Raw genomic sequence first — 26,946 nt, 5'->3', positions numbered from 1 at the left:
CCGCCGACGGAGCGCTCGCGGGACAGCGCCGCGACCCGGGCGGGCGCCTCACGGGGCGACGAGCGCCACGTCGCCCTTCGTGGTCCGGCCGCCGACGCGCCACCAGTTCGCGATGAGCAGCTGCCCGTCCACCTCGACGATCCGCGAGAACGCGCCCGCGAACCCCTCCTGCTCGATCTGCTGCACGAGCCAGCTGTGGCCGTCGCCGCTCTTCGTCCCGATCGCGAGCCGCAGGGTCCCGCTCGTCGCGTCCTGGTAGCTGATGCGCACCTCCCCGGCCGCCGTCACGAACACGCTCGCGTCGTCGCCGACGAGATGCTGCCCGTCCTCGAAGGGGACGCCCTCGATCCCGAGCCCGTCGTCCGCCACCTCGGCCGGCTCGACGTCCGCGCCGCCCTTCACCCGCGCGTACCGGAGCCCCTCCGAGCGGCCGTCCGCGTAGGCGAGGTGCCAGTCCCCGGCGCGATCGATGAACAGCGACGCCCCCATGCCCACGTCGCCCGTGTCGGTCCCGTCGGGCGCCGCGCCGTCGACGATCCGGGTCTCCCACGCCCCCGCCGAGCGCGACGCGATCACCACGTCGCCGTGGATGCGATCGTAGAACGCCAGGCCGAACCCGCCCGCGTTGTCCGGCGCCATCGCGATGTAGTCGCCGATCGCCTCGGGGTACGTGTCGGTCGGGTTCCCGTCGGAGATCGCGGCGCACGCCAGCGAGCCGCCCTCGTCGATGCACACCTGCCCCGAGGCGCACGCCGGCGCGCAGTCGCCGCTCGCGAGCGGCTTCACGCAGCGCCCCGTGGCCCGGATGCACTTCGTCCCCTCGTCGCAGAGGAACTCCCGGCACGGCGTCGCCTCGTCCGTCGCCACGTCCTCGAACCGCCACGCGCCCTCCCCGGGCGTGGCGCTCTCTCCGGTCGCGAGCCGGACGCTCGACGTGACCGCGCCGTCCTCGCCAGGCTCCATCGCGAGGTAGGCGATGACGGGCAGCCCCTTCACGAAGAGGAGCTTCGCGTAGCGGCCGATATCGCTGTTCGGCGCCTGCTGCACCGAGCTCACGGCCCACGTGTCGCCCTGCCGCTGCGCGAGCTTCAGCCCGCGGTGGGTCCGGTCGTAGTAGGCCACCGCCGGCTCGCCGTCCGGACCTATCGCGATCGAGGTCCAGAGGCCGACGTCGTCGCCCGGATCCGTCTGGCCTCCGCGGAACCCGCTCACGTCGAACCTGGCCGGGTCGACCGGAGGCTCCGCGGGCACGCCGTCGATCGCTTCCCACGCGACCGACTCGCCGTCCCACGTGCCGACCACGAGGTCGCCCCACTGGAACGCGTTGTGCCAGTCGGCCTCCGCGTATCCGGCGACCCAGACCGTGCGCTTGTCGGCGGCGACCGCGACCGACGTGTAGGCCCCGATGAGCCCGTGCTCCAGCGTCATGCAGCCGGGCGCGACGCACGCCGGGTCCTCCACGACCGGCTCATCGCTGCACGAGCAGCCCGCGTGCGAGCCGAGGAGCGCGGTGACGGCGATGCCGGCCAGCGCGCCCCGCACGCCGCGCGCGCCTCGCCGGGCGCGCGAAGGCGCATCGCCCCGGGCAGGCGCGGCGCCTCGGGAGCCGCCGCGCCGCGCGAGCCGCACGGCCGCCGCGGCGGCCGCGAGGCCGAGCCAGAGGCCGCCCGACGGGCCCTCGCCCGGGCCGCCGGCCACGACGCAGCCGCAGCCGGCCGACGGGTCGATGGGGACGCGGCCGCGGAGGATCGCCTGCCGCGCCGCGCCGAGGTTCCCCTCCTCGTCCACGGCCTCGACCTCGATGTCGGCGGCGTCGCCGACGTCCACCGATCGCATCTCCGCCGCCGTCGACCAGGGCGACCACGCCCCGCCGTCGAGCCGCACGCGCACCTTCGCGCGCTCGGCGTCCGACACCCGGTCGCGCACCTCGAGCGGCACCCAGCCGTCCACCGCCGCGCCGACCGAGATGACCGGCGGATCGACGTCGACCACCATCTCCACGGTCGCCGGCGTGGGATCGAGCGACAGCGGGTCGCCCGCGATCCGCGATCGCACCGAGATCACGTGACGCCCCGGGAGCCGCAGCCAGTCGTCGCGCAGGTCGACGATGCGCTCGCGCGTGAACGGGCGCCACACGCCGCTGTCGACACGGTACGAGTACTCGACGACCCGGGTGCCGTCGTCGAGCGGCGAGCCCATGACGAGCCGGGCCGTGGGCCCGTTGTCGCGGGTCATCGTCGGCAGACGGAGCCCCTCGGCCCGCACCTCCTTGCGGCTCAGCTCGGCCTGCGTCTCGCTCCGCATCGAGCGCTGCGGCGCAGCCGTGCTGAACGACGCGAAGATGCCAAGGTAGTTGTCCTGACCCTTCGTGAGCTTCCGCAGGCCGGGGGAGCCCGCCCCCTGGGCCGACTCCGGGACTATCAGGGAGAGCCCGAGCCCCGCGAGCGGCCCGTCGAGATCGATCGTCGGGAGGCCGCTGCCGATCAGCTGCCCGACCTGACCGCCGATGAGGCTGCCGAGCGCGTCCGCGATCGACTCGGGATTTTCCCGGAGCAGCCCGCTGTTCGTCACCTCGCCGTTCGTGACCCCGAGCATCTCGATCACCGGCGTCAGCCCCTCGGGGGTGACCGCGAGGTTCATGGGTACATCGAGATCGAACGTCGCCGTCATGAACCGGATGAACCGATCGAGCGACCAGATGTAGAAATCGAAGCTCGCCCGGTCGAGCCGGATACGGATCAGCGGATCGTCGGTGGCGTTCGTGCCATCCCCGAATGTGACCCGCGGCGGGGTCTGCGGGCGGATGACGAGCGCGACCTGCTGCGACTCGCGCTGCAGTGTGAGGTCCTTCGCCGACGCGGCCAGCAGCCCGAGCGTGCCGGAGTTGAGGAGAGGCACCGTCTCCGTGGAGATCCCGAGGCAGAGCAGTCCACTGTTGTAGAGACCGTTCATGGCGTAATTCGCGAAGCGCTCGGAGATCGCGAGTCCGATGTGCGGGCCGGGGAGGTCGTCGGGCCAGCCGGGGATGGTGTTTGCGACGAGCTCATCGGGAATCGGGATGCCCGCTGGCAGCTTGATGTCCGACAACGGCACACATTTCGATGTCGGCAGCGGCTCGGCGCCGCCGTAGAGGCCGAGGGTGATCCCGTTGCCGACGGGGTTGAGGTCGCCCCACGCGAGATCGGAGCCGTCGTCGCGCTCGCTCATGCCGCCGCCGGCGAGCAGGAGGTCGAACCCGCCCTGGGTGCCGGGGGAGATGCCCGCGAGCAGCCGGCCGAGGTCGAGGTGCCCCTCGATGCCGAGCAGGACCGAGGCGCACTCGTCGGTCGCCTGCGTGCCGTAGCGGCAGACGCCGCCGATGTCGTTCGTGCCGTCGGGGCAGGCCGGATCCAGCGCCGGATCGGCCTTCAGACAGAGCTGCTGGTCGAGCTGGCCCTTCAGCGCGTTGGACATGGAACCCATGAAGCTCGTGATGATCGGCTTCACGAAGTCGAGGGCATCACCCACCCACGTGCCCCCGCAGTCGAAGTGCAGGCTCGATTCGAGCTGATCTTCGTCGATCCAGAGCCGGCTCACCTTGACGCGCGAGTAGCCCTGCCGCGAGTGCTGCGGGTTCACGTCGATCTCGATCGAGAGGTCGACCTCGACACCGATGTTCGTGAAGGTCTGCTCGTCGGGCGGGCACGCGTCGTTGCCGTTGAGGGTGACGTACTGGGTGCTTTCGCCCAGGAAGCCGCCGTCTAGGAAGATGGGCAGGCGCTGCATCCGCACCGGCAGAGGCCCCCGGATGACCAGGTTGTGCGGCGTCTTGGGCTGGATCTGCAACGCCGCGTGCCCCACGTCGATCTCGGCCACGCACGCCGGGGGAGTCGTCGCCGGATCGGCCCCGCCGGGACAGAGGGTGTAATCGACGATGCCGGCAGCCACGGAGCCCGAGGACCTGGGGATCGAGAAGGTGACCACGCCGCTGTCCCCGCCGCCGAGCAGCGCGCGCCCGAGGACACCCAGGTTCTGCTCGAGGAACTCGAGGCCCGACTGCGTGACCCGCGCCGCGCCGGCGTTCTCGATGCGGTCCGCGGGCTTGAAGCCGGCGGGGAGGGGGGTCATTCCACAGCCGGAGCACCCGCCGCCCGAAGCGGCACATCCGGCGATGACAAGGAGCACAAGGATGGAGGAGAAATGCTTGATGATGCGGGGCATAAGGAACCCTCCGAGGAGCGCGGCCCGCAGCGCCGAGCCCGCTGGGCGCGGGCGTCAGGACGCCACGACAGAGCGTACGCTCCCCGGAGAGCCGCCCGCAAGCGCTACTGGGGGCAGAGACCGTTGATCTTGACGGCGCTCGCAGCGTACTCGCCGCCGAGCGCATAGGCGTCTGCGCAGTCGTCCGTCGCAGGCGAGTTCGTCGCGCTGCACCAGTCGCCCTTCAGCACGATCTGGTCGTTCTCGTCGCGCTTGCAGGTATTGGGCTCCTCACCAGTTCCGTATTTTACGATATCGCCCGAGAGCACGACACAGAGGCTCTGGTCGATAGTGTCGACGATCACCCGGTCGACCTCTTCCAGCGTGATGAAGGCGGCGAGCTTGCCGCCGTTGATGAACGCCGGGGGATCGCCGTCCTGGCCGGGAAGGCAGGCGTTCTCCCACTCGAGCCCCTCGACGTTATACCGGCCGATGCAGTTGTTGTCCGCCGACACCTTCGCGTCGGTGAGCCGCACCTGGTGCAGGGGTAGGATGATCGGCTCCGGGCTCGTTTCCAGGAAGATCGGGACGTTGAGGGTCTCGGCCTCCCCGCTCCATGCGCCGTCGGACAGGGGGGCGTCGATCTCCGTCGGCGCGATCTCGAACTCGCCGGCGGTCGTGTTGGCGAAGCAGTAGCCCTCGAGAGGGTCGTCCGTGGGCATCGCGCCGCCGGTGCGCAGCTTGCCCGTCGTCGTGTCGAACTCGAGCAGCCAGGAAAAGGTGCCCGTGCCGTTCAGATTACACTGGGGCAAATTCATCGTCAGGCCCTGGGCCACGAGGCCGGCGACATAGCCGCTCGCGAGCACGTCGGGCTTCGTGATCGTGAGCTGCGCCATGCGCAGCCCGAGCGTGGTCGCGCCCCGATTGTCGTGGACGGCAACGCAGTCCGAGGTGACCGCCGTGCAGACCGGGTGTTTCAGCGAGCAGTCGCGTTCGGCCCCGCCGCTGGTCGCTCCCGGCGAATTCGAGCTCGTCCCGCCGGCGTCATCGCCCCCGCACCCCGCCACCGCGGCCGCGCCCGTCAGCGCGGATACACCTAGTACATAAACTACCTTTAGAAACCGCATCTCTTGCCTCCTCTGGAGTCAAAGATGCGGAGTATAGGCGACCGCAATGGGATGACCACGCGGGAGAGGTGACGCCGCACCGCGTCGCCACCGCTTCATGGCCGTTGATCTCCGAAGCGGTGATGCCTGACGGCGCGCGCCGTGACGCCTAGCGGCGCTCGTAGCGATCGCCGAGGCGGTCGCCGACGGGGAGCGCGCGCAGGAGGCGAATCATGGTCCACACGGTGCCAGCCAGCTTGCGCAGCTTCGAGGTGCCGACGCGCTCGTTGTACTCGATGGGCAGCTCCACCACGCGATAGCCGCACTTGGCCGGGAAGAGCAGCGTGTCGATGGGCAGCGCGTCCCCCTCTCCGTCGAAGTCGAACGCGCGAATCACCGAGCACCGGTAAGCGCGCATGCCGCTGTGGACGTCCGAGGTGGGGATGCCGTGCATCGCGTGCGCCATGGCGGCGAAGGCGCGGTTGGCGAGGTAGTTCGGGACCGGCATGGCCGCGGGCCTGGTGCGGGTGCGGGCGCAGTTCACCACGTCGGCGCCCTCCTCCTCGACGAGCCGCCGGAGCACCGGGATGTTCTCGGCGGGGTAGGTGAAGTCGCAGTCGAGGTAGATGAGCAGCTCGCTCCGGGCCGCGGCGCTGTACATGAGGAGCTCCATCGCCGGGCCGTGGCCGCGGGGCGGCACCTGGCGGAGCACGCGCGCGCCGAGGCTGGCCGCGATCTCGGCGGTCCTGTCCCGCGTGGAGCTGTCGACGCAGAGGATCTCCGCGTCGGGCACGGCCTTCCTGATCTCGCCGATCATGGCGCCGACGCTCTCTTCCTCATCCATCGTGAGCATGCCGACGGTGAGCCGCATCCGGCGGGGGCGCGGCGGCTTCCTGGCGACGATCACGTGCTGGAACGCGAGGAGGCCGGGCGCGCGGTCGGCCACGACGTCCTCCAGCGGGCGGACGAGCGCCTGGTAGGCCTTGTACGGGAGCGAGCGGGCGAGATCGGCGGGGTCCTCGCCGGCGCCGAGGCCGCTCAGGATGAGCCCCTTGGCGGCGCGGACGAGCATCGGGTTCTGCTCGACGCGGAGCACCTCGAGCCCGGCCTGCTCGACGAGCCGGAGCGCCGACGCGCGCGTGAAGAAGCGGAGGTGCGAGTCGTCCAGGATGCCGCTCGGCGCGTAGTCGAACCGCCCGGCGAGCAGGCCGAGGCGCACCGGCCACGCCGCGACGTTGGGGAGCGAGACGATGACGTGACCGTCCTCCTCGAGGTGCGGCAGGAAGCGGCAGAGCGCGGCGAGCGGGTCGGCGGTGTGCTCGAGGACGTCCGCGAACAGGAGCAGGTCGAAGCGCCGGTCGCCGAGCGCCTCGCGCACGGCGGCGTCGCTCGTGATGTCGGCGGCGAGGACCTCGTCGAGCACTCCCCCGGCGCGCGCGCGCGACCCGGGCGCGATCTCGATCCCGGTCACGCGCGCGCCCGTGCGCTTGACGGCGGCGCCGTTGAGCCCGATCCCGCAGCCGACGTCGAGCACCGTCCGGGGCCGGCCGGCGACGGCGACGAGGGCCCGGTTCACCTCCTCGACCGCGTACTTGCGCCCGGCGGGGGCCTCCTCCGGGGCGTGGAGCGGCGCGCGGCGGCCGGGGTTGTCCTCGTCTCTCAGGTCTCCGGGGGGACGCGGCCCTCGAGCTTCCACTTCTCCTCGCGCGCGGCCGGGCTCGGCGTTCACGCGCGGCTACTTAGCACGCTTCTCCCAGGCGGCGTTGAATTCGCGGATCGTCTCCTCGGTCTTCGGATTGTGGAGCATCTTCCGCAGGATGACCGGCGGCACGGTCACGATGTGCGCGCCAGCGTCGAGCGCCTCGTTCACGTCCATGAGGTGGCGGATCGAGCCGACGATGATCTCGGCGCCCAGCCGCTCGCGCTCGAGCCGCACGCGCGTGCGCTCGATGACCGGGGCCGCGGCGTAGCCCATGTCGCGGATGCGCCCGCTGAAGATCGAGACGTACGCGCCGCCGGCGAGCGCCGCGAGGTACGCCTGGTTGAAGCTCATCACGCACGTGACGTTGGTGCGCACGCCGCGCTTCGCGAGGGCGTGCGTCACCTTGAGGCCTACGTCGCTGAAGGGCACCTTGATGCAGATCCGCTCGGGCGCCCACGCGTGGTAGCCGCGGGCCTCCTCGAGCATCGCCGCCTCGGTCTCGCTCGTCAGCTCGACCGACACCGGACCGGCCGACGCCGACAGCACCTCGCGGATGCGCTGCTCGAGATCGACGCAGCCCGCGTCGCGCGAGAGGATGAGGGGGTTCGTGGTCACGCCCGCCAGCACGCCCCAGGAGAACATCTCCTTGATCTCGGCCGGGTTCGAGCTGTCGAGGAAGAACATGCCGCGCTCCTGAGGGCTCGCCCGAGCCCCGGCGGGGTCTAGGCCAGTTTGACGGGATGGAGAAGAAGAAACCGCCCACGCTGCGCGGCTCGCCGGCCCGTCCCGCCCGCGACGCATGCGTGTTGCCGGTGTGAACGGCGTTGCAGTCGAGGGGAGTCCGCGCTTCAGTTCGGGTAGTCGGGGATCTCCCTCCGACCGGATGTTTCGGCACGGATAGCGCGTCGATGAGCAGCGGACGATCGTCGAGAGACCCGGTGGAGCACAGCCCGCTGCTCGCGTCCTGCTCGCCGGCCGGGCTCTACGTCGCCTCGCTCGACGGCCGCCTCGTCGACTGCAACGAGGTGCTCGCCCGGCTGCTCGGCTACGGCTCGCGGGAGGACGCGCTCGCGGCGGCCGAGCCCCCCCTCGGCGGGCGCGTGACGGGCGGCGCGGGCGCGAAGCCGCCGCCGGCGAGCGCGATAGAGACCTGCCTCACGCGTCGCGACGGGTCGACGGTCCGGGTGATGCGGACCGAGGCGCTCACGGAGCGGCGCGGGGAGCGGCTCGTGGTCGGGGCGATCGTCGATCTCTCGTCCTCGCGCTGCACCGAGGAGCGCCGGCGCGAGCTCTCGGAGCAGCTCCGCCAGGCGCAGAAGATGGAGGCGGTCGGGCGGCTCGCGGGCGGGATCGCCCACGATTACAACAACCTGCTCGCGATCATCCTGAACTACACGAGCCTCGTGATGGAGGAGCTCGACGAGCAGAGCCCGGTGCAGAAGGACCTCGCCGAGATCAAGGGCGCCGCGCAGCGGGCGGCGTCGCTCACGCGCCAGCTGCTCACGGTGAGCCGGCGGGGGCTCGCGCAGCCGGTCGTGCTCGATCTGCGGGACGTCGTGCGCGGTATGGAGGGCGCGCTCCGCGCCGACGTCGGGGGCGGCGTCGGGCTCGCGATCGCGCTCGGCCCATCGGGCTGCCGGGTGCTGGCGGACGCCGGGCAGATCGAGCAGGTGGTCATGAACCTCGCGCTGAACGCGCGCGACGCGATGCAGGACGGCGGCCGGCTGTCGATCGAGGCGCGCGCGGTCCGCGTCGGCGCCGCGGGGAGCCTGCACGACGCGCACCCGGCGATCCCGCCCGGCCGGTACGCGCGCCTCGTCGTGAGCGACACCGGCAGCGGGATGAGCGACGACGTGCGGACGCGCGCCTTCGAGCCGTTCTTCACGACGAAGCCGAGGGGGAAGGGGACCGGCCTCGGGCTCGCCACCGTGTACGGGATCGTCAAGCAGTGGCGCGGCTTCATCGAGCTCGCGTCCCAGCCCGGGGAGGGCACGCGCGTCGAGATCTACCTGCCGCTCTCGGCGCGGGCGGCGGCCTCTCGGCGCGAGCGCGCGCCCCACGCCGCGCCGCGCCGGGGCGAGGGCGGGACGGTGCTCGTCACCGACGACGAGGACGCCGTGGTCACGCTCGCGAGCCGGATCCTCGCGCAGCACGGCTACACCACGCTGACGGCGCGCGGGCCGGGCGAGGCGCTGCGCGTCTGCGAGGCGCAGCGCGGGCGCGTCGACCTCCTGCTCACCGACGTGCTGATGCCCGAGATGTCCGGCGGCGAGCTCGCCGAGCGCCTCGTGAAGCTCAGGCCGGACATGCGGGTGCTCTTCATGTCCGGCTACACGGGCGACGCGCTCGACGGCCCGCTCGCCGCCCGGCCGGAGGCCGCGGTGCTGGGGAAGCCGTTCACGGCCGAGTCGCTCCTCCGCGCCGTCCGCAGGGCGCTCGGGGGGGCCGCGTAGCGCGGGCTGCGGGGGCGGCGCGGGGGCCTGCAGCGCCGCGCGCGGCCCGTCGGCGCTACGGCGCCTCGCCCCGCTTGATGCCGTACGCGCGGATCTTCTTGTGGAGGTTCGTGCGCTCGACGCCGAGCAGGACGGCCGCGCGCGAGATGTTCCAGTCGAGGCTGGCCAGCACCTCGACGATGTAGCGGCGCTCGGCCCGATCGCGGAACTCCCGCAGCGTGAGGCGAGGGCGCTCCGGCTCGTGGCGGGCCGCGCCCGCGTGCGGCTCGGCCGCGCCGGGGGCGGGGGGCGCGATCGAGCCCTCCCCGGCGGCCCCCTGCGCGTCGTCCTCGAACGGGTTCTCGTGGGGATCCTCCGGGAGATCGGCGATGGTGACGACGTCGCTCGAGAGGATCGCGGCGCGCTCGATCACGTTCTTGAGCTCGCGCACGTTGCCCGGCCAGCTCCGGCGCTCGAGCGCGGCGTAGACCACCGGATCGATCGCCTTCTGCTTCAGGCCGTTCTCGTTGCAGAACGCCGCCATGAACGCGTCGGCGAGCGCTCGCAGATCGTCCATGCGGTCGCGGAGCGCCGGGCTCTTGATCGGGAACACCGCGAGGCGGAAGAAGAGGTCCTCGCGGAAGCGCAGCGAGGCGACCTCGCGCGAGAGGTCCTTGTTCGTCGCGGCGAGCACGCGGACGTCGACGTGCCGGCTGTGCTCGCCGCCGACGCGGCAGATCTCGCCCGACTGCAATGCGCGCAGCACCTTGGCCTGGGCGGCGAGGTCCATGTCGCCGATCTCGTCGAGGAACAGCGTGCCGCCGTGGGCCTGCTCGAAGAGGCCCCGCTTCGGCCCGCTCGCCCCGGTGAACGCGCCGCGCTCGTGGCCGAAGAGCTCGCTCTCGATGAGCTCGCGCGGGATCGCGGCGCAGTTGACCCGGACGAAGGGCCCCCGCGCCCGCAGCGAGAGCAGGTGGATGGCGCGGCTGATGAGCTCCTTGCCCGTGCCGCTCTCGCCGGTGATGAGCACGCTCGCCTTCGTGGGCGCGACGCGATCGATCTCCTTGAACAGCCGCTGCATCGCGGCGCTCTGGCCGATCATCTCGTAACGCGACTGCACCTGCGCCTTCAGATCCTCGACCTCCCGCGCGAGCCGCGAGTTCTGCAGCGCGTTCTTGACACCCACGAGGACGCGCTCGCGGTTGAGCGGCTTCTCGAAGAAGTCGCAGGCGCCGAGCTTGACCGCCTTCACCGCGTCGTTGACGGTCGCGTGGCCGCTGATCACGATGACCGGCAGCTCGCGGGTGGCGTCGTCCTGGCGCACGCGCTGGAGGAGGTCGAGGCCGTTCATGCCGGGCAGGAGCAGGTCGACCAGGGCGAGGTCGACGGGGCTGTCGCCGTGCGCGAGCAGCTCCAGCGCCGCCTCGGCGCTCGGGGCCTCGGCGACCCTGTAGCCCTCCCCCTGCAGCACGAGCGCGAGGGTGCGGCGGATGTTGCGCTCGTCGTCCACGATGAGGATCGTGGGCGAGGCGGCGCCTCCCGGGTGCAGCGTCGGGGTGGGGGGCGCTGGAGGGGAAGCGGGCATGGGCGGACCATACCCCAGCTCACCCGCGCGCCACGACGCGGGAGCAGGGGCGGGCGGCGCAGCCCGCGGCGGAAGCCCTGGCGCGCCGGCGCCGGATTGGGTACGAGGCGTGCCCGATGAGACCTTCCGCCGCTGTCCTCGCCCTTGCCGGGTGCCTCGCTGCCCTGGGCGGGCTCGTGGGCTGCGACTTCGAACTCAACGACGGCCGCACCGCCACCCTCACATATACCGAGGACGCGCGCGCCGCGTACAACGAGGCGATGGCCGCCTTCGAGGCCAAGGACTGGGAGGACGCGCGCGCCCTCTTCTCCGAGGTGAAGCGCCGCTTCGCGTACAGCCGCTACGCCCGGCTCGCCGATCTCCGGATCGCCGACCTCGAGTTCGAGCAGGGCAAGTACCCCGAGGCGATCTCGGCGTACCGCGCGTTCATCCAGGAGCACCGGACGGATCGGAACGTCGAGTACGCGAAGTACCGGATGGCCAAGGCGCTCTACCTGGACATCGACGACACGGTCTTCCTGCCGCCGGCCGAGGAGCGCGACCAGGCGACAACGATCGAGGCCCACAGGGAAATCCGCACGTTCCTCCGGCAGTTCCCGCGCAGCCGTTACCGCGAGGACGCGGCCTACATGCTCGAGGTCGTGACGGGGCGGCTCGCGCGCCACGAGCTCTACGTGGCCCGCTACTACCTCAAGGAGGACGTGTTCGACGCGGCCCTCGCGCGGATCGACTATGCGCTGCGGACCTTCCCCGGCTCCGGGCTCGATCCGGAGGCGCTCGTCCTCAAGGGCGAGACGCTCCTCAAGATGAAGAAGCCGGACGAGGCGCGCGCCGTGTTCGAGTCGGTCATCCGGGACTGGGGCGGCCCGTTCGCCGTGACCGCGCGGCGCTTCCTCGACGAGATGGGCCCCGGCGGGCAGCGCCGCGCGCCCGCCAAGGCGGCGTCGGGCCCGGCCCGCTCGGGGCCGCAGCTGTGACGCAGGCCGTCGGGCGGCCGTCCTCCGGCGCTCGTTACGTGCTGGAGCAGACCGACGACTTGCCGGGCGAGCTCGTCTACCGCGGTCTCGTGCGGCTCCCGGACGCGGACGTCCCGGTCGAGGTGCGGGTCGTCGAGGCGACCGGCGCGGCCACGGCGGCCGTGGATGCCGGTGCCGTCCCGCACGGCGGGCCGCACCCCGAGGAGCTCTCCCGGACCGCGGCGGCCCTCGTCCGGAGCGCGACGAAGTCAGCGGACGCCCACGCGCGGCGGCCCCCGCGGAAGATCGTGCGCTGGCGGGGGTAGGCCGGCGGGGGCGGAGCGCGCGCTGCGGCCCGGGCGTCCGGCGCTTTGAGCGATCGGCGCGTCTCGCGCCGTCGTCGACCGGCCGGGAGCCATGCTAAAAGCGTCCCCACCATGTCCGAGAAAGTACCGATGACGCCCGAGGGACAAGCGCGGCTCCGCGAAGAGATGCGACGGCTGAAAGAGAGCGACCTGCCGCAGGTCGTCAAGGACATCGGAACGGCCCGGGAGCACGGAGATCTCTCCGAGAACGCCGAGTACCACGCCGCCAAGGAGCGGCAGGGTATGATCGTCGCCCGCATCAGCTACCTCGAGCAGACGCTCTCGCGCGCCGAGGTGATCGATCCGTCCAAGCTGAGCGGGAGCAAGGTCCAGTTCGGCGCCAGGGTCAAGCTCACGAACGTGGACACGGACGAGGAGCAGAGCTTCCGGATCGTCGGGCCGGATGAGGCCGATCTCAAGGTCGGGCGCATCTCCATCGCCTCGCCGCTCGCGCGCGCGCTGCTGGGCCATGAGGTCGGCGAGGAGGTCCGCGTGATGATGCCGGCCGGGCCGCGCACCTACGAGATCCTCGAAGTCTCCTACGCATGACCGATCGCAACGGGGCGGCTCCGATGCGCCCGCGGGGCCATGGGGGCTCCAGCCGGCCTCCCGGGGGGTCCGCAGCCCCCGGTCGATCCGCCCACGGGAGCCGGCCCGACTCGACCGCCGCCGCGGACGGGCTCGCGGGCGTCGCGCCGGGAGCGCCGGGGCACCGGGCTCCCTCGGCGCCGCGCCTTCAGTCCGGGCCGGCGCGCCCGTCCACGCCGGCGCCGGCGCCGAGCCGCGCGACGTTCCCGAGCGGGAGCTCCGACGCTCCTCCGCGCAAGCTGGAGACCGAGGTCGGATGGCGCATGGCGGACGCCTACCTCGCGCTCGCGGCGCTCGCGCTCGCCGAGCTCCTGGTCGTCGGGGCGTTGCGGTGGCGTGAGCTCCTCGGGCTCTACGAGCTCGGCCGCGCCGTGCGCGACCTCCTGCCGCTCGCGCTCGCGGCCGCGGCGCCGTGCGCCGCCCTCCTCGGTGCGGTGCTCGAGATCGTCACGCGCTCCGAGCGCACGGGGTTCCGCGCCGCGGCGGCGCTGCTCGCCGGGGCGTTCGGCGGCGCGGTGGCCTTCGGTGTCTCGGCCGGGCGCATGCTCGAGGGCGGCCGGCGCGCGCCCTTCGTCGCGGCGCTGTCGCTCCTCGCCGCCGGCGTGACCTTCGCGGCGGCGCCGTCCGTGGCCCGCGCCCTGAAGCGAGCGCGCTCCGCGACTGCCGGCAGGTGGCTCGTCCTCGCGGCGGCCTGCGCGGTCGTCCTGCTCGAGGTCGCGAACGTGCGCATCCTGCCGCGGCTCTACCTCGCCTTCCACCTCGGGCTCGCGGCGCTCACGCTCGCGGCGGCGACCTTCGCCACGCCGGCGCTGCCCACGCGGGCGGCCCGCCAGGGCGACGGGCGCGAGCGGCGCTCGCCGAGGCTCGTGCGCGCGGCGCTCGCCCTCGTGCTCTTCGCGTTCGGCGCCGCGCTCGCGCCCGGCGCGGCGGATCGGCTCGCGCTCGCGGACAACATCCGGCTGATCTACGCGACGCACGGCCCGTTGCTCGGCCACGTGGTCGAGCTCGCCGCCGTGCTGTCGCCTCCCGAGCCGCTCGACGCCGCGCCGCTCGACGAGCGCGCGAGCGGGCACGCGATCGATCTGCGGGGGCGGGACATCGTGCTGATCAGCATCGACGCCCTGCGCGCCGATCACGTTGGGGCGTACGGCTACGACAGGAAGATCACGCCGAACCTCGATCGCCTCGCGGCCGACGGCGTGCGCTTCGAGGCGGCGTACACGCCGACGCCGCACACGTCGTACGCGGTCTCGTCGCTCATGACGGGCAAGTACATCCGCCCGCTCGTGCTGCAGGGGCTCGGGGACGACTCCGAGACGTTCGCGCAGCACCTCCGCCGCTACGGCTACAAGACGGCGGGCTTCTACCCGCCGGCGGTGTTCTTCATCGACGGCGAGCGCTTCGGCGCGCTGCGCGATCGGGCGCTCGATTTCGAGTACCAGAAGATCGAGTTCGCGAGCGCGCAGCTCAGGCTGGAGCAGGTGCGGAGCTACCTCGCCGGGCTCGGGCCGGAGCAGCGCTCGTTCATGTGGGTGCACCTCTTCGAGCCGCACGAGCCGTACGAGGCGCACCCGGAGCACCCGCTCGGCGACCGCGACATCGACCGTTACGACGCCGAGATCGCCGTGGCGGACGCGGGCGTGGGCGCGATCGTGGACGAGATCCGCAAGGAGCGGCCGAACGCGGTCGTGATCGTCACGGCCGATCACGGCGAGGAGTTCGGCGAGCACGGCGGGCGCTACCACGGCACGACGGTGTACGAGGAGCAGGCGCGCGTGCCGCTCATCGTGAGCGCGCCCGGCCTGCTCTCGCCCCGCGTGGTGCGGGCGCCGGTGCAGCTCGTCGATCTGCTGCCGACGGTGCTCGCGGGGCTCGGCATCCCGAGGCCCGCGCGCGTGCGCGGCGCCGATCTCGGGCCGCTGCTCGCCTCCGGCGACGCGGCGGCCGAGCAGGGCGAGGCGTCGCCGGGCGGGCCTCCGTCGCTCCCGGGCTTCGCGTTCGCCGAGACGGACACGCAGACGCTGCTCGCCAAGGGCACGCTGCGGCTCGTCTGCGCGCGCAAGATCGGCGCGTGCGCGCTCTACGACGTGGCGACCGATCCGGGCCAGCGGCAGGACATCTCCGCGCTGCGTCCGGCGGAGCTCGGCGCGATGCGGTCGGAGCTGCGCGCCGTCGAGGCGTCACACGGGCGCTACGAGGTCCGCGGCCTCCGGAGGGAGGGCAAGGGCTGGCCCGACGCGCTCCGCCGCGGCATCGCGGGCGACGCCGACGCGGTGGTGGAGGTCGCGGCGCTGCTCGACGACGCCGACGTGGCGATCCGCCGCAAGGCGGGTGAGGTGCTCTTCGATCTGCGCCGCTCCGAGGCGGCGCCGTCGCTCCGGCTCGCGCTCGTGCGCGACGAGGACGACGAGGTGCGGCGGTGGGCGGCGCTCACGCTCACGCGGCTCGGCGAGGGCGCGCCGCTCACGCGCGATCTCGTCGTCGATCGCGACCGCAAGTGGCGGCGCCTCGCGGCGCTCGCGCTCGCCGAGGCGGGGGATCGCCGCGGCGACGACGTGCTCGTGGCGTGGCTCAGGCAGGTGGTCCGGGGCCCGGAGCAGGACGGCGGCGCCGACGCTGGCGAGACGACGTCGTTCGAGCGGGCGCGCGAGATCGTCGACGCGCTCGCCAAGATCCGGGTGAAGGCCGCGCTGCCGCCGCTCATCGCGGCGCTCGGCGACGTGCGGCTCCGCCCGTACGCCGCCGCCGCGCTCGCGGCGATCGGCGAGGACGCCGCGCGGCCGGCGCTCGCCGAGCGGCTCAGCCAGGAGCCTTACCAGACCGCGCGCGTCGCGATCGCGGAGGCGCTGGTGAAGCTCGGCGCCGGCCCGGAGCTGTGGACGCCGCTCCTGCGCATGCTCGGCACGCCCGATCCGCTGCCTGGGGGGCTTGGTTTCGCGCTCCGGGCCGACATCCTCGACCTGCTCGGCGGGCCGCGGGAGCGTGATCTCGGCCGCCTGCGCCGCTTCGCGAAGAGCGGGGTGGGGCTCGGCGTCGTGATCCCGAAGGCGGGCAACGGCAAGGGCGTGCGCGTCCTCTGCCGCGCGCGGACCGACGATGGCCGCCCCGGCGAGGTGCGGTTCGGCAGCCCCAGGCGCGGCGCGCGCCCGCCGAAGCGGGACGGCGCGTCGCTCGTCCCGGCGAGCGCGCCGGAGCTCGATCCGGAGCGCGCGGTCACGCTCGTGATCCCGCCGGGGAGCGAGCCGACCGAGGCGTTCGCGACGCTGCCGCTCGCCGTGGGCGCGAAGCCGGGCTCTTACGCCGATTTCGTGGTGTACGCGACCCAGAACGTCGAGGTGTTCGCGTGCGCCGTCGTCCCGCTGAGCGACGAGATCCCGCCCCCGCCGCCTGCGCCCTGGTCGCCCGGCGGCGCCCGCGACGCCCGCGATCGGCGAGCGCCGCCGCCGCGCTCGGGGGATGAAGCGCCTGCCGCTCACCGGCCAGATTGACGCCGCAAGCCGCGAGACTAGAGTCCGCCGCGTGTCGGACAAGGACCGAGAGCAGGCCGAAGAGAAATCCGCGGGGAGTGACAAGGACGAAGCCACGCGGAGCGATGGCGACGAGGTCGGGGCTGCGGAGGCGGCTCCGGAGCGGCCGCCGCGCGACGCTCCGGTGAAGGAGGCCGGCGGCGAGGGCGATGACGACGCCGCGCAGCGCGTCGCCGATGCGCTCGGCGTCAACGAGCCGGACGAGGCGCCGCCGGCGGAGGCTGCGGGCGAGGCGGCGGTCGAGGCGGCGCCGAACCGCGCGGCCCGTCGCCGCGACGAGGCCACCGTGCGCCGTCGCAAGAAGAAGGCGGCCGGCGACGATCTGCCCAAGGACAAGAACGCCCGCGCGAAGGAGCTGCTCGCGCGCCGCAGGGAGCAGGCTGCGGGGCGTCGCCCGGTCCAGCTGCTGCCGGGCGAGATGGTCGAGGACGCGCTCAGCCGCATGACGAGCGGCGCCGGCCGGTGGCTCAAGAGCAACTTCCACATCGTCCAGTGGGGCGCGCTGGCGGCGGTGGTCGCGACCGGCGGCTTGCTGTTCTACCTGTCGCGGGCCGAGAAGAGGGACGCCGTGTCGTCGTCGGCGCTCGTGGCGGCCGTCGCTGCGGATCGGGGCAGGGTGGTCGCCGAGGACACGCGCAGCGAGGAGGAGAAGGAGCTCGACGCCACGAGGACCTTCAAGACCGCGGAGGAGCGGTCGGACACCGCGCTCGCCGCCTACAACAAGGTCATCGACGAGCACGGCGGCACCGGTGCGGCGATCCTGGCGAAGCTCGGGCAGGCCGGGGTGTTGCTCGACAAGAAGGACTACGCGCACGCGCTCGACGCGTACAGCGCCGTGGTCTCGTCGCCGCTCGCGGGGGCCGATCCCGACGTGAAGGGGCGCGCCATCGAGGGCATCGCGTTCGCGCGGGAGGGCAAGGGCGATCTCGACGGAGCGCTCGCCTCGTTCAAGGAGCTCGAGGCGATCGACATGAGGGGCTACAAGGAGCTCGCGCTGTACCACCAGGCGCGGATCCACCTGGCCAAGGGCGACAGCGACAAGGCGAAGGAGCTGCTCAAGAGCGCGCACGAGAAGCTCCAGGCGCCGTCGGCCGAGGGCCGCTCGTTCCAGTTCCTCGAGGCCGTCGTCGAGGAGATGCTGCGCAAGATCGATCCGGCCGCCGTGCCGCCTCGCGCCGCGTTCGGCGGCCCGAAGGGCCAGACGATGACGCCGGAGGAGATCGAGCAGCTGATCCGCCGGGCGCGCGAGAACGCGGAGAAGAAGGCGGGCGATGCGCCGCACTAGCCGCGCTGTGGGCGCTGCGCTCCTCGGGCTGGCGCTCGCGTCGCTCGGCGGCTGCGGCAACCTGGGCGTCGCCGCGGCGCCCGACGCGCCGCTCTGGCTGCACCATCCGGGGAGCGCGCTGGGCATCACGATGCGCCGCGACCTCACGGCCGAGACGCGCAAGGTCGGCGAGGCCTACGAGCGCGGCCGTCCCGAGATCGACGCGGCGCACCGGCGTGTCTTCGTCGGGTCGAGCGATCACGGCCTGTATGCGGTGCGCGCCGACACGAGCGACGTCATCTGGCGGTTCGAGACGCTCGGCCCGGTGCAGAGCGAGCCGCTCTACGACGCGGTGTCGGACGCGGTCTACTTCGGCTCGAACGACGGCGCGCTCTACAAGGTGCGCGCCTCGGACGGCCAGCTGCTCTACCGCTTCATGACCAACGCCAAGGTCTCGCGGCGGCCGGTGCTGCGCGATGGCGTGCTCTACGTGACGAACTCGAACGACACGTTGATCGCGCTCGACGCGGCGACGGGCGCGATGCGCTGGCACCAGCACCGGACGCCGGCGTTCGGGATGGAGATCTCCGGGCACGCCGGCCCGGCGCTCGGGCGGGACAAGGTGTACACCGCGTTCTCCGACGGGGTCGTGATGGCCTACGATCTCAAGAACGGGTCCGAGCAGTGGGCGCTCGTCGACCTGGCTGCCGAGGCCGAGCAGAGCGCGGGTGGCCAGACGCCGAAGTACCTCGACACGGACACCACGCCGGTCTTCGGCCAGATTGCCTCGGGCGATGTGGTCTTCGTGGCGGGTTATGCGGGCGGTATCTTCGCGCTCGACGCCGAGAACGGGACCCGGGCCTGGGTGAACGAGGCGGCGGTCGGCGTCACCGAGCTTGTGCTGTGGCATCAGCCTGCGCACCAGCCTCGGAGCGGAGGCGGTCCGATCGTGCCCGAGCGGAAGGTGCTCCTCGCGTCCTCGGGCCTGACCGGCCTGTGGGCCTTGGATCCGGAGGACGGCCGAACGATCTGGCGCCGGGATCTGCCGGACGGTGGCATCTCGGCCCCGGTGCCGTTCGCGGGGGCGGTGCTGGTGACGACCACGCGCTACGGGGTCTTCCTGTTCTCGCCGCTGGACGGGGCCGTGATCGACGGCATCGAGACCGGCGGCGGCATTGCGATGACGCCGGCGGCCTACGGTCGGCGGGCGTTCGTACTGACGAACGGCGGCGCGCTGCTCAGCCTGGACGTCGAGACGCCGCCGCTCCCGAAGGGCTGAGCGTTCGTTCAGTTCCGGGGCGCTCTTCTGAAGCCGGCGCGCTGAGGGCGTCCAGGCGTCTCAGGAAATGCCTGCGACGTACGCCCATGTTGTGCGCCAAAGGCGAGCTAGGCCCACATATTTAGCGGACCCTGGTTGGGTCCAGGCCAGCGCCGACCCGGGTTGGGTTGCGAAGCCGACCCTGGTTGGGTTGCGAAGCCGACCCGGGTTGGGTTGCGACGAGACCGACCCGGGTTGGGTTGCGAAGCCGACCCTGGTTGGGTCCAGGCCAGCGCCGACCCGGGTTGGGTTGAGGCCATGAAATTACTCGTGAAACCAAGGTCTGGTCCCCCTGCCCCTGGACCGGTCTTGGATCGCATAAGAAACATTATGTCAACTCGCGCCGTCGGGCGTCTGGGCTGACCTTCGGCCAGAGCCAAACCCGTCCGAGCGCGCCCCGTCGGCGAACCTGGGTCGGTCCACCGCGCCGTCGGCAAACCCGCGCCAGTTCACGGCGCCCCCGCCGATGTCCGAACCCAGGTCAGCCCCACCCAGCGAACCCCGCCGACGGACGCACGCTCGGCAACGCGGCGACCCTGGTCGACCGCCCGCGCTCCGCTCCCCGCCGCGCACCTTCCCGTCGGGCGCACGCCGCCCCACGGCGGCCCTCCACCGGCCGCCTCCGGCAAGGCTCAGCCGTCGCCCAGCGCCTCGTCCTCGTCCTGCGCATCAGCCGCCTTCGGCGGGATGGCCGCCCACAGGGCGACCTCGCCGCTTCGCGTCAGCGGCCTCCCGACGGCCTCCTGCTCGCTCCGCCACGCGCGGACCTTCGCGGGCGCGTCGTCACCGAGCGGCGCGAAGCCCGCCTTCTTGTAGAAAGCCTGCGCCCAGCTCGCCCTCTCCCGGGATCGCAGCACGATCTGCTCCATGCCGAGGTCCCGCGCCCGCTCCTCCAGCTCCGCGAGCAGCCGCGTGGCGATGCCTCGCCGCTGGTGGTCCGGATGCACCGAGAGCTCCTCCAGGTACGCGACCCCGGGCGCCTCGTCGCGCCACGCCAGGTAGCCGGCCACCTCCTCGTCCGCCTCCGCCACGCGCACGTCGTGCTGCCGCGTCAGCGCGATGATGTCCGAGTGCGTCCGCGCCGGGACCTCCGCCGCGTCAACGCCGATCTCGTGGTACATCGCCGTGCAGGCCTGCTCCGTCGCGACAAGCGCCGGCAGCTGGGCTTCCTGCAGTCCTGTCACGCGGATGCGCTTCGGGGCGGTCCGTTCGTCATGCATCCCCCGAGGCTACCGCCATTGCGCGGGATGCCCCACTTCTTGCCGATCCCGCGCGTCGCAGCGCCGCGACGCCTCAGCCGCGCAGCTGGAGCAACCGCGCGATCGTCTCGCCGTCCCCGGGGCTCAGCGGGACGAGGATCCCGAGCGCCGCGCCCCGCGGCGGAGCGTTCCTTGCATCCATCGGGACGAGCCGGAGCTCCCCCGTGCTGGAGATGCCGATCACCGCCATCCGCAGCGCCGGCAGCGGCTCGATCTGCGACGCGGGCAGCCGCGGCGGCGGCGCCTGCCATTCGCCCTCGTAGGGCGGATCGCTCCACGCCGAGTCCACCCCCGTCCCCTCGGACGGCCGCGCCTGCATCGCCCCCGAAGGCGCCGCCGCCAGCGTCATGTCTCCCTGCGGATCCGCAGAGGCGACGCTCGCATCGTCGTCGTCCGGCTCGGCGTCGGTCCAGTCGGCGCGGTCGTCGGACGCGTGGGCCCCCGCCGGCGCCTCCGCTGAAGCCGCGGCGGACGGCTCGTCGTCGCCCGCCTGCTCCAGGCCGAGCGTCGGCGTCTCCTCGTCCAGGTCCTCGAGCCGGTGCTCCATGAGCACCCGCTGCTCCTGCGCGGTCAGCGGCCGGCGCATGGTGCCCTCGTCATCCGGCCAGAGCCGCGGGCGCCGCTCGGTCGCCTCCTGCGACGAGCTCGCGCCGAGCGGGACCGCCTGCCGCCGCGTCGATGCCACGGCGATGGCCGTAGGCACCGTCTCGCGCTGATCGGGCGGGGGGTCCCCGTCCGCCGGGAGCTGCTCGCCGGCCGTGCTCCGGGGCGCAGCGCCGGACGCGCCCTGCCCCGGCTCCTGGCCCGCGAGCGCGCCCGCGGCCGGGAGCTTGACCGCCGGGACCTCCTCGGTCACCGCCGTGGTCGACGACACCCTCGAGTGGGTCGCCGTGAAGCTGGCGATCGGGCGCGCCTTTGCCGGGACAGCACGGCCGGCCGCCTCGGGCGCCTGCGGTCCGGCGGCGGGCCGCGTCGGGAGCCCCGGCGCGGGGCCGGCCATGCGCGCGGCCGGCGACAGCTGCGTGGGGGTCACCTCGCGCACGGCCACGGACCTCGCCGGCGCGGGCGCGCGCCCCGGCGCGAGCGGCACCGCGCGGCCCAGCCCTCCGACGGGCTTGGACGCGCCGGCGTCGCGGGACGACGCCATCGCCGAGGTCATCGGCCCCACCGGCGCGTCGTCGGCAGGCGCGCGGACCGAGGGCGCCCGCGTCGCGGCGGCCGGCGGCACGCTCGTGCCCGCGCCGCCGCGCTCGGTCCGGCCTCCCTCCACGCCCGGCGGCCGCGACGGCGTCGCGAGGGACCCGGCCCCCGACGCGCTCGGCCTGGGCGGCGGCGCGCTCGCCGTGGCAGGCGCCGCGCCGGACGCCTGGAGAGGCGCGCTCAAGGGCGTCTTCGGCGCCGCGCCCGCGATCGCCGGCGGCGAGTCCGTCGCCGTGGCCGAGCCCGGAACCGCGTCGATCGCCGCGATCTTCTGCGCGACCTCCGCGGCGGCCTTGAAGAGCTCCAGGGCGCGCAGGTCGGCGTTGGCATCCGAGGCCTGCTCCGCGGCGCGGCGCAGCCATCTCAGCGCTTCATCACGCTCGCCGCGCCCCCACAGGGCCGTCGCGGTCGACAGCGCCCAGTGCACATCTTCGTCGTCTTCGTCGTGCGGCGGCGGGATCGGGCGCAGATTGGCTTCCATGAGGCCTCGTCGAGCGGGTCGCTCCCCGTGTATCACGACTCCAGCGCCCGCGTCTCCAGCGCGATCTGGCGCACTCTTCGCTACGAATCCTTCCCTTTCGCGCGGTTCGCTTCTCCTCGGCGCGCCCCATCGATGCTCCGGCAGCGCTCGCTGCATTCTTCCTGCCCCACCGTGCTCGCGTAGTATCCGCTGCGATGAGCCGCTCTCGCGCCGTGCACCCGCCGCCGCCGTTCCGCGCGGCCGCGTCGCGCCTCCTCGGCGCCTGCGCTCCTGCCCGCCGGGCGCCGGAGATCATTCCGCTCGGGCGCTGGCGCCCCCGAACTTGAGGTCGGTGTCCCCTTCGTGGCACCCTGGCTTCGCGGGACCTCCTTCGTGACGTGCGAGCGCGATGGCGCTGCGTCGCTCCGGCAGACGTCGAGGCTGCGTGCCTCCACGAACGTAACGGCGGCACTCGAGCCCCACCCCTCCAAAACTCCGCCTCCCCATCTAGGATCACCGCGTGCAGCTCTTGTCGGACCTCAAGCCTGGAGACACGCTGGGCCGCTACGAGATCCTCATGCCGGTCGCCCGTGGAGGGATGGCGGCCGTCTGGGCGGCGCGCCTCGTGGGCTCCCGCGGCTTCCAGAAGATCGTCGCCATCAAGACGATGCTGCCGGAGTTCGGCGACGACCCGGCCTTCGAGGCCATGTTCCTCGACGAAGCGCGCCTCGCGTCGCGCATCCGGCACCCCCACGCGGTCGAGATCGTCGAGCTCGGCGACGAGAACGGCGTGCTCTACATCGTGATGGAGTGGGTCGACGGCGACACGATCTCCACGCTGAACAAGCAGGTCAAATCGGCCGGGGGCGTCCCCCTGCCGATCCTCCTGCGCATCGCCTCGAGCATCTGCGCCGGCCTCCACGCCGCGCACGAGCTCCGCGACGACGACGGGAAGCTCGTCGACCTCGTGCACCGCGACATCTCGCCCCAGAACGTCATGGTGTCGTTCGACGGCATCGTAAAAATCGTCGACTTCGGCGTCGCCAAGGCCACGGGCCGGCTGCACGAGACGCGCGTCGCCGGCCAGCTCAAGGGCAAGATCCCGTACCTCTCGCCGGAGCAGCTCACGTCGGGCAAGGTCGATCGCCGCTCCGACATCTTCTCGCTCGGCGTCCTCCTCTACACGACCCTCAGCGGCTACCACCCGTTCCGCGGCCGGAGCGACGCCAAGACGATGGAGAACATCCTGCGGTTCGCCCCGGTCCCCCTCCGGGAGCTCGTGCCGGACGTCCCGTTCGATCTCGCGGTGGCCATCGAGCGCGCGCTGGCCAAGGATCCGGCGGACCGCTGGAACGACTGCGCCTCGTTCCAGCGCACGATCGACCAGATCGCGATCTCGCTCGGCATCGCGGTCTCGGACGGCGACGTCGGCCACTTCGTCCGCGACACGCTCGGGGACATCGTGTCCGAGCGCCGGAAGAAGCTCGCGACGGCGATCCAGCTCGCGGACAGCCGCATGTCGTCGCGCGGGGAGAGCCGCACCGCGTCCTCGGTGAGGGGCGAGCGGCGCTCCAAGCGGCCGCCGGCCGGGAACACGCCCCTCCCCGCCACCTTCGCCGGCATCCTCCCCGTCTCCCTCGACGAGCCTTCCTCCAAGCCCTCGTCGCAGTCGCCGCCCTCCAGCCTCGCCCGGCCGGTCGCGTCCGCGCCGCCGTCCCTGGTCACCCCGGCGCCCCGCGCCCGGCGGACGTGGCGCCGCCGCGCCTTTCTGGCCCTGCTCGCGATCCTGCTGCTCCTGACGGGCGCGGCGTTCGCCGCCCGCGCAGGCCTCCTGCCCGTACCCAGCGAGGTGCAGGACGTCTTGCGCGACGGGCGCTCGCTCCTGCGCGGCGCGCGCGACCTGCTCCGCGGCGTGCTCGAGCGGCTGAGCGCCCTCCTGGCCGACTAGCTCCGGCCCGCCGGGCGTTCGGTCAAGGCCGGCCGTCCGCCGTCACTTGATGCCGGCGGACGGCTCGGGCAGGCAGACCCCGAGCGTGCAGAGCAGGAGGTTGACGTCGCCGGCCGCGCAGTACACCTGCCGCGCGCAGTAGTCGTCGTAGCCGCAGAGCTGATGGCAGGACGCCTCGTTCCCGAGCGCGCCGGTGAACGTCATGCACGACCAGCCGCTCGAGAGCCACAGCCCCTCGGGCCGCTTCGTGTCGAAGAGGCACGCGTCGCCGCGCGTCTCCGGGTCGAACACCTCGGCCGTGCAGGCCTCGCCCCCGGACAGCTTGCTCCGCGCCGCGGACATCGTGTTGAGCAGGTAGGTCACGTCGCACGCCTGCCCGGCGGCCGACTCCCGCACGATCCGGGCGCGCAGCTCGTCCTTCCTCGCCGCGTAGGCCCGCACGGCGCGGATCGCGCTCGTGACCTGGTTGTTGCCGTCCTCGGGCTTCGGCCCCTCGGCGAGCGCCGCGAGCACCCGCTCGACGAGCTGCTCCGCCTCCGGGTCGGCGCCCGCCGCGCCGTCCTTCGCGTAGCCGAGGCGGATGTACGAGGCGGGCGTGCGCGGCGTGCACGGCTTCGTGTGCGCCCAGAGCTCCTCGCTCACGATGGGCGGCCGCTTCGTCTGCGGCTGCTTGCAGACGCCCGTCGAGCCGGGGGGCAGCGCGCCGGAGGCCCGCGGCGTCGGCTGCCCCGGACCTTCGTTGACGTACTCGGTCGACGCGCAGCCCGCGGTGACAGACAGCGCGACCAGGCAGCCCACCGAGAGAGCGAAAGCGCAGCGGCGCGGAGCGATTCCCACGGCCGCACGGTAGCAGAGCCGGCGCGCGAGCAGAAATTCTCGTCTAGAGGCCGAGGCTCGACTGCTCGATCAGGTCGTCGACGACGGCCTCGAAGCGCGGTGTCCGGGCGTAGACCGCGAGCTGGCGATCCGCGCTCGTCCCCTCGTGGAGGATCGCCCGGATCCGCTCGAGCTCGTCCTGCGACCTGAAGATCTCGGCCGACTCCTGCACGAACTCGAGCAGCTCGCCGACGAGGAGGCGAACGGGGACCTGCTCCTGCTTGCCGAAATCGATGAGCTGCCCGTCGATGCCGTAGCGCACCGCGCGCCACTTGTTCTCCTCGATGAGCTCCTGCCGGTACTCGCGGAAGCCGAGGTTGCGCCGGTAGAGCAGGTAGAGCTTGCCCATGACGGCCTGGATGAGCGCCGCCAGCGCGACGGTGTCGTCGAGGCGCGTGGTCATGTCGCAGATCCGGATCTCGACCGTGTCGAAGAACGGGTGGGCGCGCACGTCCCACCAGATCTTCTTCGCGTTGTCGATGCAGCCCGTCTTCACGAGCAGGTCGACGAAGCGCTGGAAGTGGCCGTACGACTCGAAGAGCCCCGGGATGCCGGTGCGCGGGAAGCGCTTGAAGATCTCGCTCCGCGTGCTCTTCAGGCCCGAGCACCGGCCGAGCCAGAACGGCGAGCTCGTCGACAGCGCGAGGATGTGCGGGAGGAAGTAGCGGATCTGGTTCGCGAGGGCCATCGCCACCTCGCGGTCCTTGACGCCCACGTGCACGTGCAGCCCGAAGATGAGGTTGGCCCGGGCGACGTCCTGCAGGTCCTCCACGATGCCCCGGTAGCGCTCGCCGTCGGTGATCTCCTGCTTCTTCCAGTCGCTGAACGGGTGCGTCCCCGCCGCGACGATGCGCATCCCGCCTTGCTGCGCGAGCGCCCTCAGGCTGCCGCGCAGCTCGGTCAGCTCTCCCCTCGCCTGCCGGACGTCCTGGCAGATGCCGGTGCCCGTCTCGACGACCGACTGGTGCATCTCGGCGCGGACGCGCTCGCGCAGGAGCTTGTGGCCCTGCCCCCCCTCGAGCAGCTGGCTCACGTACGACTTGAGCTCGCGCGTCTCGGCGTCGACGATCTGGAACTCCTCCTCGATGCCCAGCGTGAACTGGCCGTCGAGGAGCCCCAGGGCCGCGGTCACGACGAGGCCCCGAGCCGCACCTTCTGCACGGAAGGCCGGACCAGCCTCGACCACGCGTAGTCGTCGCGCGTCCGCCGGCCGCCGCGCGCGCACTCCACGGCGAACGTGACCATCCAGTCGACCGCGATGTTGAAGTAGCGCTCCCGCAGGTGCTCGATGTGCATGTCGGGCGCCGGGTTCGTGAAGTCGATCGCGTACGGGACCCCGTCGCGGATCGCGAACTCGATCGAGTTCATGTCGTAGCCGAGCGCCCTGTTGATCTTGATCGCGTCCTCGATGATGCGATCGTGCAGCCGCTTCGGGAGCCACCGCTCGTCCTCGTGCTGCACGTAGCAGCCGCGGAGCCCGGTGGGGCCGATCGCCTTCGGGTCGTACTGGATCGGGAGGATGCGATCCTTGCCGACGCAGATGCAGCGGACGTAGTCCTCGAAGTCGATGAACTCCTGCAGGGTCATGACGTTCTGCCCCGAGCCGTTGTAGGCGGCGAGCAGCTCCTCCTGGCTCCGCACCACCGACACGTCCTTCCAGCCGCCGCCGTCCGCGGGCTTGAGGATGGCCGGGAAGCGCACGTAGTCGATGATCGCCTCCCAGTTGAGCGGGTACTCGAGGTTGCGGAGGCTGCGCTCCTTGACGATCCCCGGGATGTAGTCGCGCTGGGGCAGCATGACGGTGCGCGGCGTCGCGATCCCGATCTGCGACGCCAGCGAGTAGCCGAAGAACTTGTCGTCCGCGCTCCACCAGAACGGGTCGTTGATCACGAACGCCCCGCCGAGCGCCGCCGCCTTCAGGTGGAAGCGGTAGTGCTTCACCTCCTGGCTGATCCGGTCGATGAGCACCCGGTAGGGGCTCTCGAAGCGCTCGGGCGTCCCGCCGATCGTCGCGATCTCCGCCCGGATGCCCGGCACCTTGTTGCACCTCTCGAGGAAGGCCTGCGGGAACGATTGCTCCCAGCCAACGAGGATGCCGATCTTGTCCGCCATACGTTGCTGTCTCCTCCCACCACACAGTTTCGCGGCTACGCCGTTGACGCGCAGCGTAGCGCGGATACT

At 72.7% G+C, this 26,946-nt stretch carries 19 protein-coding genes; 9 read left to right on the top strand and 10 right to left on the bottom strand.

The window, feature by feature from the left end; genetic code table 11:
• Window positions 1–48 precede the first annotated feature (48 nt).
• The 4 genes from WMF17_RS18655 to WMF17_RS18640 form a co-directional block, all read right to left on the bottom strand.
• On the bottom strand, window positions 49–4,200 hold the full coding sequence (locus WMF17_RS18655; RefSeq protein ID WP_437650631.1) for a hypothetical protein: 4,152 nt from the start codon (window positions 4,198–4,200) through the stop codon (window positions 49–51).
• Between the two features lie 104 nt (window positions 4,201–4,304).
• The gene (locus WMF17_RS18650) at window positions 4,305–5,306 is read right to left on the bottom strand and encodes a hypothetical protein (protein ID WP_437603421.1); all 1,002 of its coding nucleotides are present in this window, start codon (window positions 5,304–5,306) and stop codon (window positions 4,305–4,307) included.
• Window positions 5,307–5,454: 148 nt separating this feature from the next.
• Window positions 5,455–7,014 (bottom strand): methyltransferase domain-containing protein, encoded by a 1,560-nt coding sequence (locus tag WMF17_RS18645; RefSeq protein ID WP_437650630.1) that lies wholly within the window; start codon window positions 7,012–7,014, stop codon window positions 5,455–5,457.
• Between the two features lie 6 nt (window positions 7,015–7,020).
• Entirely contained in the window at window positions 7,021–7,671 is a 651-nt protein-coding gene (locus WMF17_RS18640) for a transaldolase family protein (protein WP_437603419.1), read from the bottom strand.
• A 224-nt stretch (window positions 7,672–7,895) separates the two neighbouring features.
• Here WMF17_RS18640 and WMF17_RS18635 point away from each other — a divergent pair, with 224 nt between their 5' ends.
• A complete protein-coding gene (locus tag WMF17_RS18635; RefSeq protein ID WP_437603418.1) occupies window positions 7,896–9,440 on the top strand; it encodes an ATP-binding protein in 1,545 nt (514 codons plus the stop codon).
• A 55-nt stretch (window positions 9,441–9,495) separates the two neighbouring features.
• Here WMF17_RS18635 and WMF17_RS18630 read toward each other — a convergent pair whose 3' ends face one another.
• Complete coding sequence (locus WMF17_RS18630) at window positions 9,496–11,004, bottom strand: sigma-54-dependent transcriptional regulator (RefSeq protein ID WP_437603417.1); 1,509 nt, start codon at window positions 11,002–11,004, stop codon at window positions 9,496–9,498.
• Between the two features lie 116 nt (window positions 11,005–11,120).
• On the opposite strand from WMF17_RS18630, the gene WMF17_RS18625 reads away from it, so the two are divergent.
• The 6 genes from WMF17_RS18625 to WMF17_RS18600 all read left to right on the top strand — a co-directional run bounded on the left by WMF17_RS18625 (window position 11,121) and on the right by WMF17_RS18600 (window position 18,983).
• Complete coding sequence (locus WMF17_RS18625; protein ID WP_437603416.1) at window positions 11,121–11,981, top strand: outer membrane protein assembly factor BamD; 861 nt, start codon at window positions 11,121–11,123, stop codon at window positions 11,979–11,981.
• Complete coding sequence (locus WMF17_RS18620) at window positions 11,978–12,286, top strand: hypothetical protein (RefSeq protein WP_437650629.1); 309 nt, start codon at window positions 11,978–11,980, stop codon at window positions 12,284–12,286. Before WMF17_RS18625 ends, WMF17_RS18620 begins: the two co-directional genes overlap by 4 nt.
• Window positions 12,287–12,397: 111 nt before the next feature.
• Window positions 12,398–12,874: a transcription elongation factor GreA gene (gene greA, locus WMF17_RS18615; protein ID WP_437603414.1), complete on the top strand. Its 477-nt coding sequence runs from the start codon at window positions 12,398–12,400 to the stop codon at window positions 12,872–12,874.
• A 302-nt stretch (window positions 12,875–13,176) separates the two neighbouring features.
• Window positions 13,177–16,401 (top strand): sulfatase-like hydrolase/transferase, encoded by a 3,225-nt coding sequence (locus tag WMF17_RS18610; RefSeq protein ID WP_437650628.1) that lies wholly within the window; start codon window positions 13,177–13,179, stop codon window positions 16,399–16,401.
• The gene (locus tag WMF17_RS18605) at window positions 16,370–17,725 is read left to right on the top strand and encodes a tetratricopeptide repeat protein (protein ID WP_437603412.1); all 1,356 of its coding nucleotides are present in this window, start codon (window positions 16,370–16,372) and stop codon (window positions 17,723–17,725) included. The genes WMF17_RS18610 and WMF17_RS18605 overlap by 32 nt, the downstream gene beginning before the upstream one ends.
• Entirely contained in the window at window positions 17,712–18,983 is a 1,272-nt protein-coding gene (locus tag WMF17_RS18600; protein WP_437603411.1) for an outer membrane protein assembly factor BamB family protein, read from the top strand. Before WMF17_RS18605 ends, WMF17_RS18600 begins: the two co-directional genes overlap by 14 nt.
• Before the next feature lie 671 nt (window positions 18,984–19,654).
• Here WMF17_RS18600 and WMF17_RS18595 read toward each other — a convergent pair.
• Together WMF17_RS18595 and WMF17_RS18590 are read right to left on the bottom strand one after the other, a co-directional pair.
• Window positions 19,655–20,242: a GNAT family N-acetyltransferase gene (locus WMF17_RS18595; RefSeq protein ID WP_437650627.1), complete on the bottom strand. Its 588-nt coding sequence runs from the start codon at window positions 20,240–20,242 to the stop codon at window positions 19,655–19,657.
• A 73-nt stretch (window positions 20,243–20,315) separates the two neighbouring features.
• Window positions 20,316–21,962 (bottom strand): hypothetical protein, encoded by a 1,647-nt coding sequence (locus WMF17_RS18590; RefSeq protein ID WP_437650626.1) that lies wholly within the window; start codon window positions 21,960–21,962, stop codon window positions 20,316–20,318.
• Between the two features lie 194 nt (window positions 21,963–22,156).
• Here WMF17_RS18590 and WMF17_RS18585 point away from each other — a divergent pair, with 194 nt between their 5' ends.
• Window positions 22,157–22,288, top strand: a complete 132-nt coding sequence (locus WMF17_RS18585; protein ID WP_437650625.1) for a hypothetical protein — start codon at window positions 22,157–22,159, stop codon at window positions 22,286–22,288.
• A 173-nt stretch (window positions 22,289–22,461) separates the two neighbouring features.
• Window positions 22,462–23,889 (top strand): serine/threonine protein kinase, encoded by a 1,428-nt coding sequence (locus WMF17_RS18580; RefSeq protein WP_437650624.1) that lies wholly within the window; start codon window positions 22,462–22,464, stop codon window positions 23,887–23,889.
• A 42-nt stretch (window positions 23,890–23,931) separates the two neighbouring features.
• Here the strand turns inward: WMF17_RS18580 and WMF17_RS18575 are convergent, their stop codons facing one another.
• The 3 genes from WMF17_RS18575 to WMF17_RS18565 are packed head-to-tail and all read right to left on the bottom strand — an operon-like array spanning window position 23,932 to window position 26,877.
• On the bottom strand, window positions 23,932–24,726 hold the full coding sequence (locus WMF17_RS18575) for a hypothetical protein (protein ID WP_437603407.1): 795 nt from the start codon (window positions 24,724–24,726) through the stop codon (window positions 23,932–23,934).
• A 43-nt stretch (window positions 24,727–24,769) separates the two neighbouring features.
• Complete coding sequence (locus tag WMF17_RS18570) at window positions 24,770–25,897, bottom strand: carboxylate-amine ligase (RefSeq protein WP_437603406.1); 1,128 nt, start codon at window positions 25,895–25,897, stop codon at window positions 24,770–24,772.
• Entirely contained in the window at window positions 25,894–26,877 is a 984-nt protein-coding gene (locus WMF17_RS18565) for an ATP-grasp domain-containing protein (protein ID WP_437603405.1), read from the bottom strand. The genes WMF17_RS18570 and WMF17_RS18565 overlap by 4 nt, the downstream gene beginning before the upstream one ends.
• Between the last annotated feature and the right edge of the window lie 69 nt (window positions 26,878–26,946).

Origin of the sequence: Sorangium sp. So ce362, assembly GCF_051519845.1 — a bacterium.
Lineage (GTDB): Bacteria > Myxococcota_A > Polyangia > Polyangiales > Polyangiaceae > Sorangium.
Note: the sequence above shows the minus strand (reverse complement) of the source record. Positions and strands in the feature narration are given on the sequence as shown.

Bases quoted from the DNA above. Each gene is read 5' to 3' on its own strand.
- WMF17_RS18655 (WP_437650631.1), bottom strand. From the start codon at position 4,200: ATGCCCCGCATCATCAAGCATTTCTCCTCCATCCTTGTGCTCCTTGTC.
- WMF17_RS18650 (WP_437603421.1), bottom strand. From the start codon at position 5,306: ATGCGGTTTCTAAAGGTAGTTTATGTACTAGGTGTATCCGCGCTGACG.
- WMF17_RS18640 (WP_437603419.1), bottom strand. From the start codon at position 7,671: ATGTTCTTCCTCGACAGCTCGAACCCGGCCGAGATCAAGGAGATGTTC.
- WMF17_RS18635 (WP_437603418.1), top strand. From the start codon at position 7,896: ATGAGCAGCGGACGATCGTCGAGAGACCCGGTGGAGCACAGCCCGCTG.
- WMF17_RS18630 (WP_437603417.1), bottom strand. From the start codon at position 11,004: ATGCCCGCTTCCCCTCCAGCGCCCCCCACCCCGACGCTGCACCCGGGA.
- WMF17_RS18625 (WP_437603416.1), top strand. From the start codon at position 11,121: ATGAGACCTTCCGCCGCTGTCCTCGCCCTTGCCGGGTGCCTCGCTGCC.
- greA (WP_437603414.1), top strand. From the start codon at position 12,398: ATGTCCGAGAAAGTACCGATGACGCCCGAGGGACAAGCGCGGCTCCGC.
- WMF17_RS18610 (WP_437650628.1), top strand. From the start codon at position 13,177: ATGGCGGACGCCTACCTCGCGCTCGCGGCGCTCGCGCTCGCCGAGCTC.
- WMF17_RS18605 (WP_437603412.1), top strand. From the start codon at position 16,370: ATGAAGCGCCTGCCGCTCACCGGCCAGATTGACGCCGCAAGCCGCGAG.
- WMF17_RS18600 (WP_437603411.1), top strand. From the start codon at position 17,712: ATGCGCCGCACTAGCCGCGCTGTGGGCGCTGCGCTCCTCGGGCTGGCG.
- WMF17_RS18595 (WP_437650627.1), bottom strand. From the start codon at position 20,242: ATGCATGACGAACGGACCGCCCCGAAGCGCATCCGCGTGACAGGACTG.
- WMF17_RS18590 (WP_437650626.1), bottom strand. From the start codon at position 21,962: ATGGAAGCCAATCTGCGCCCGATCCCGCCGCCGCACGACGAAGACGAC.
- WMF17_RS18585 (WP_437650625.1), top strand. From the start codon at position 22,157: ATGAGCCGCTCTCGCGCCGTGCACCCGCCGCCGCCGTTCCGCGCGGCC.
- WMF17_RS18565 (WP_437603405.1), bottom strand. From the start codon at position 26,877: ATGGCGGACAAGATCGGCATCCTCGTTGGCTGGGAGCAATCGTTCCCG.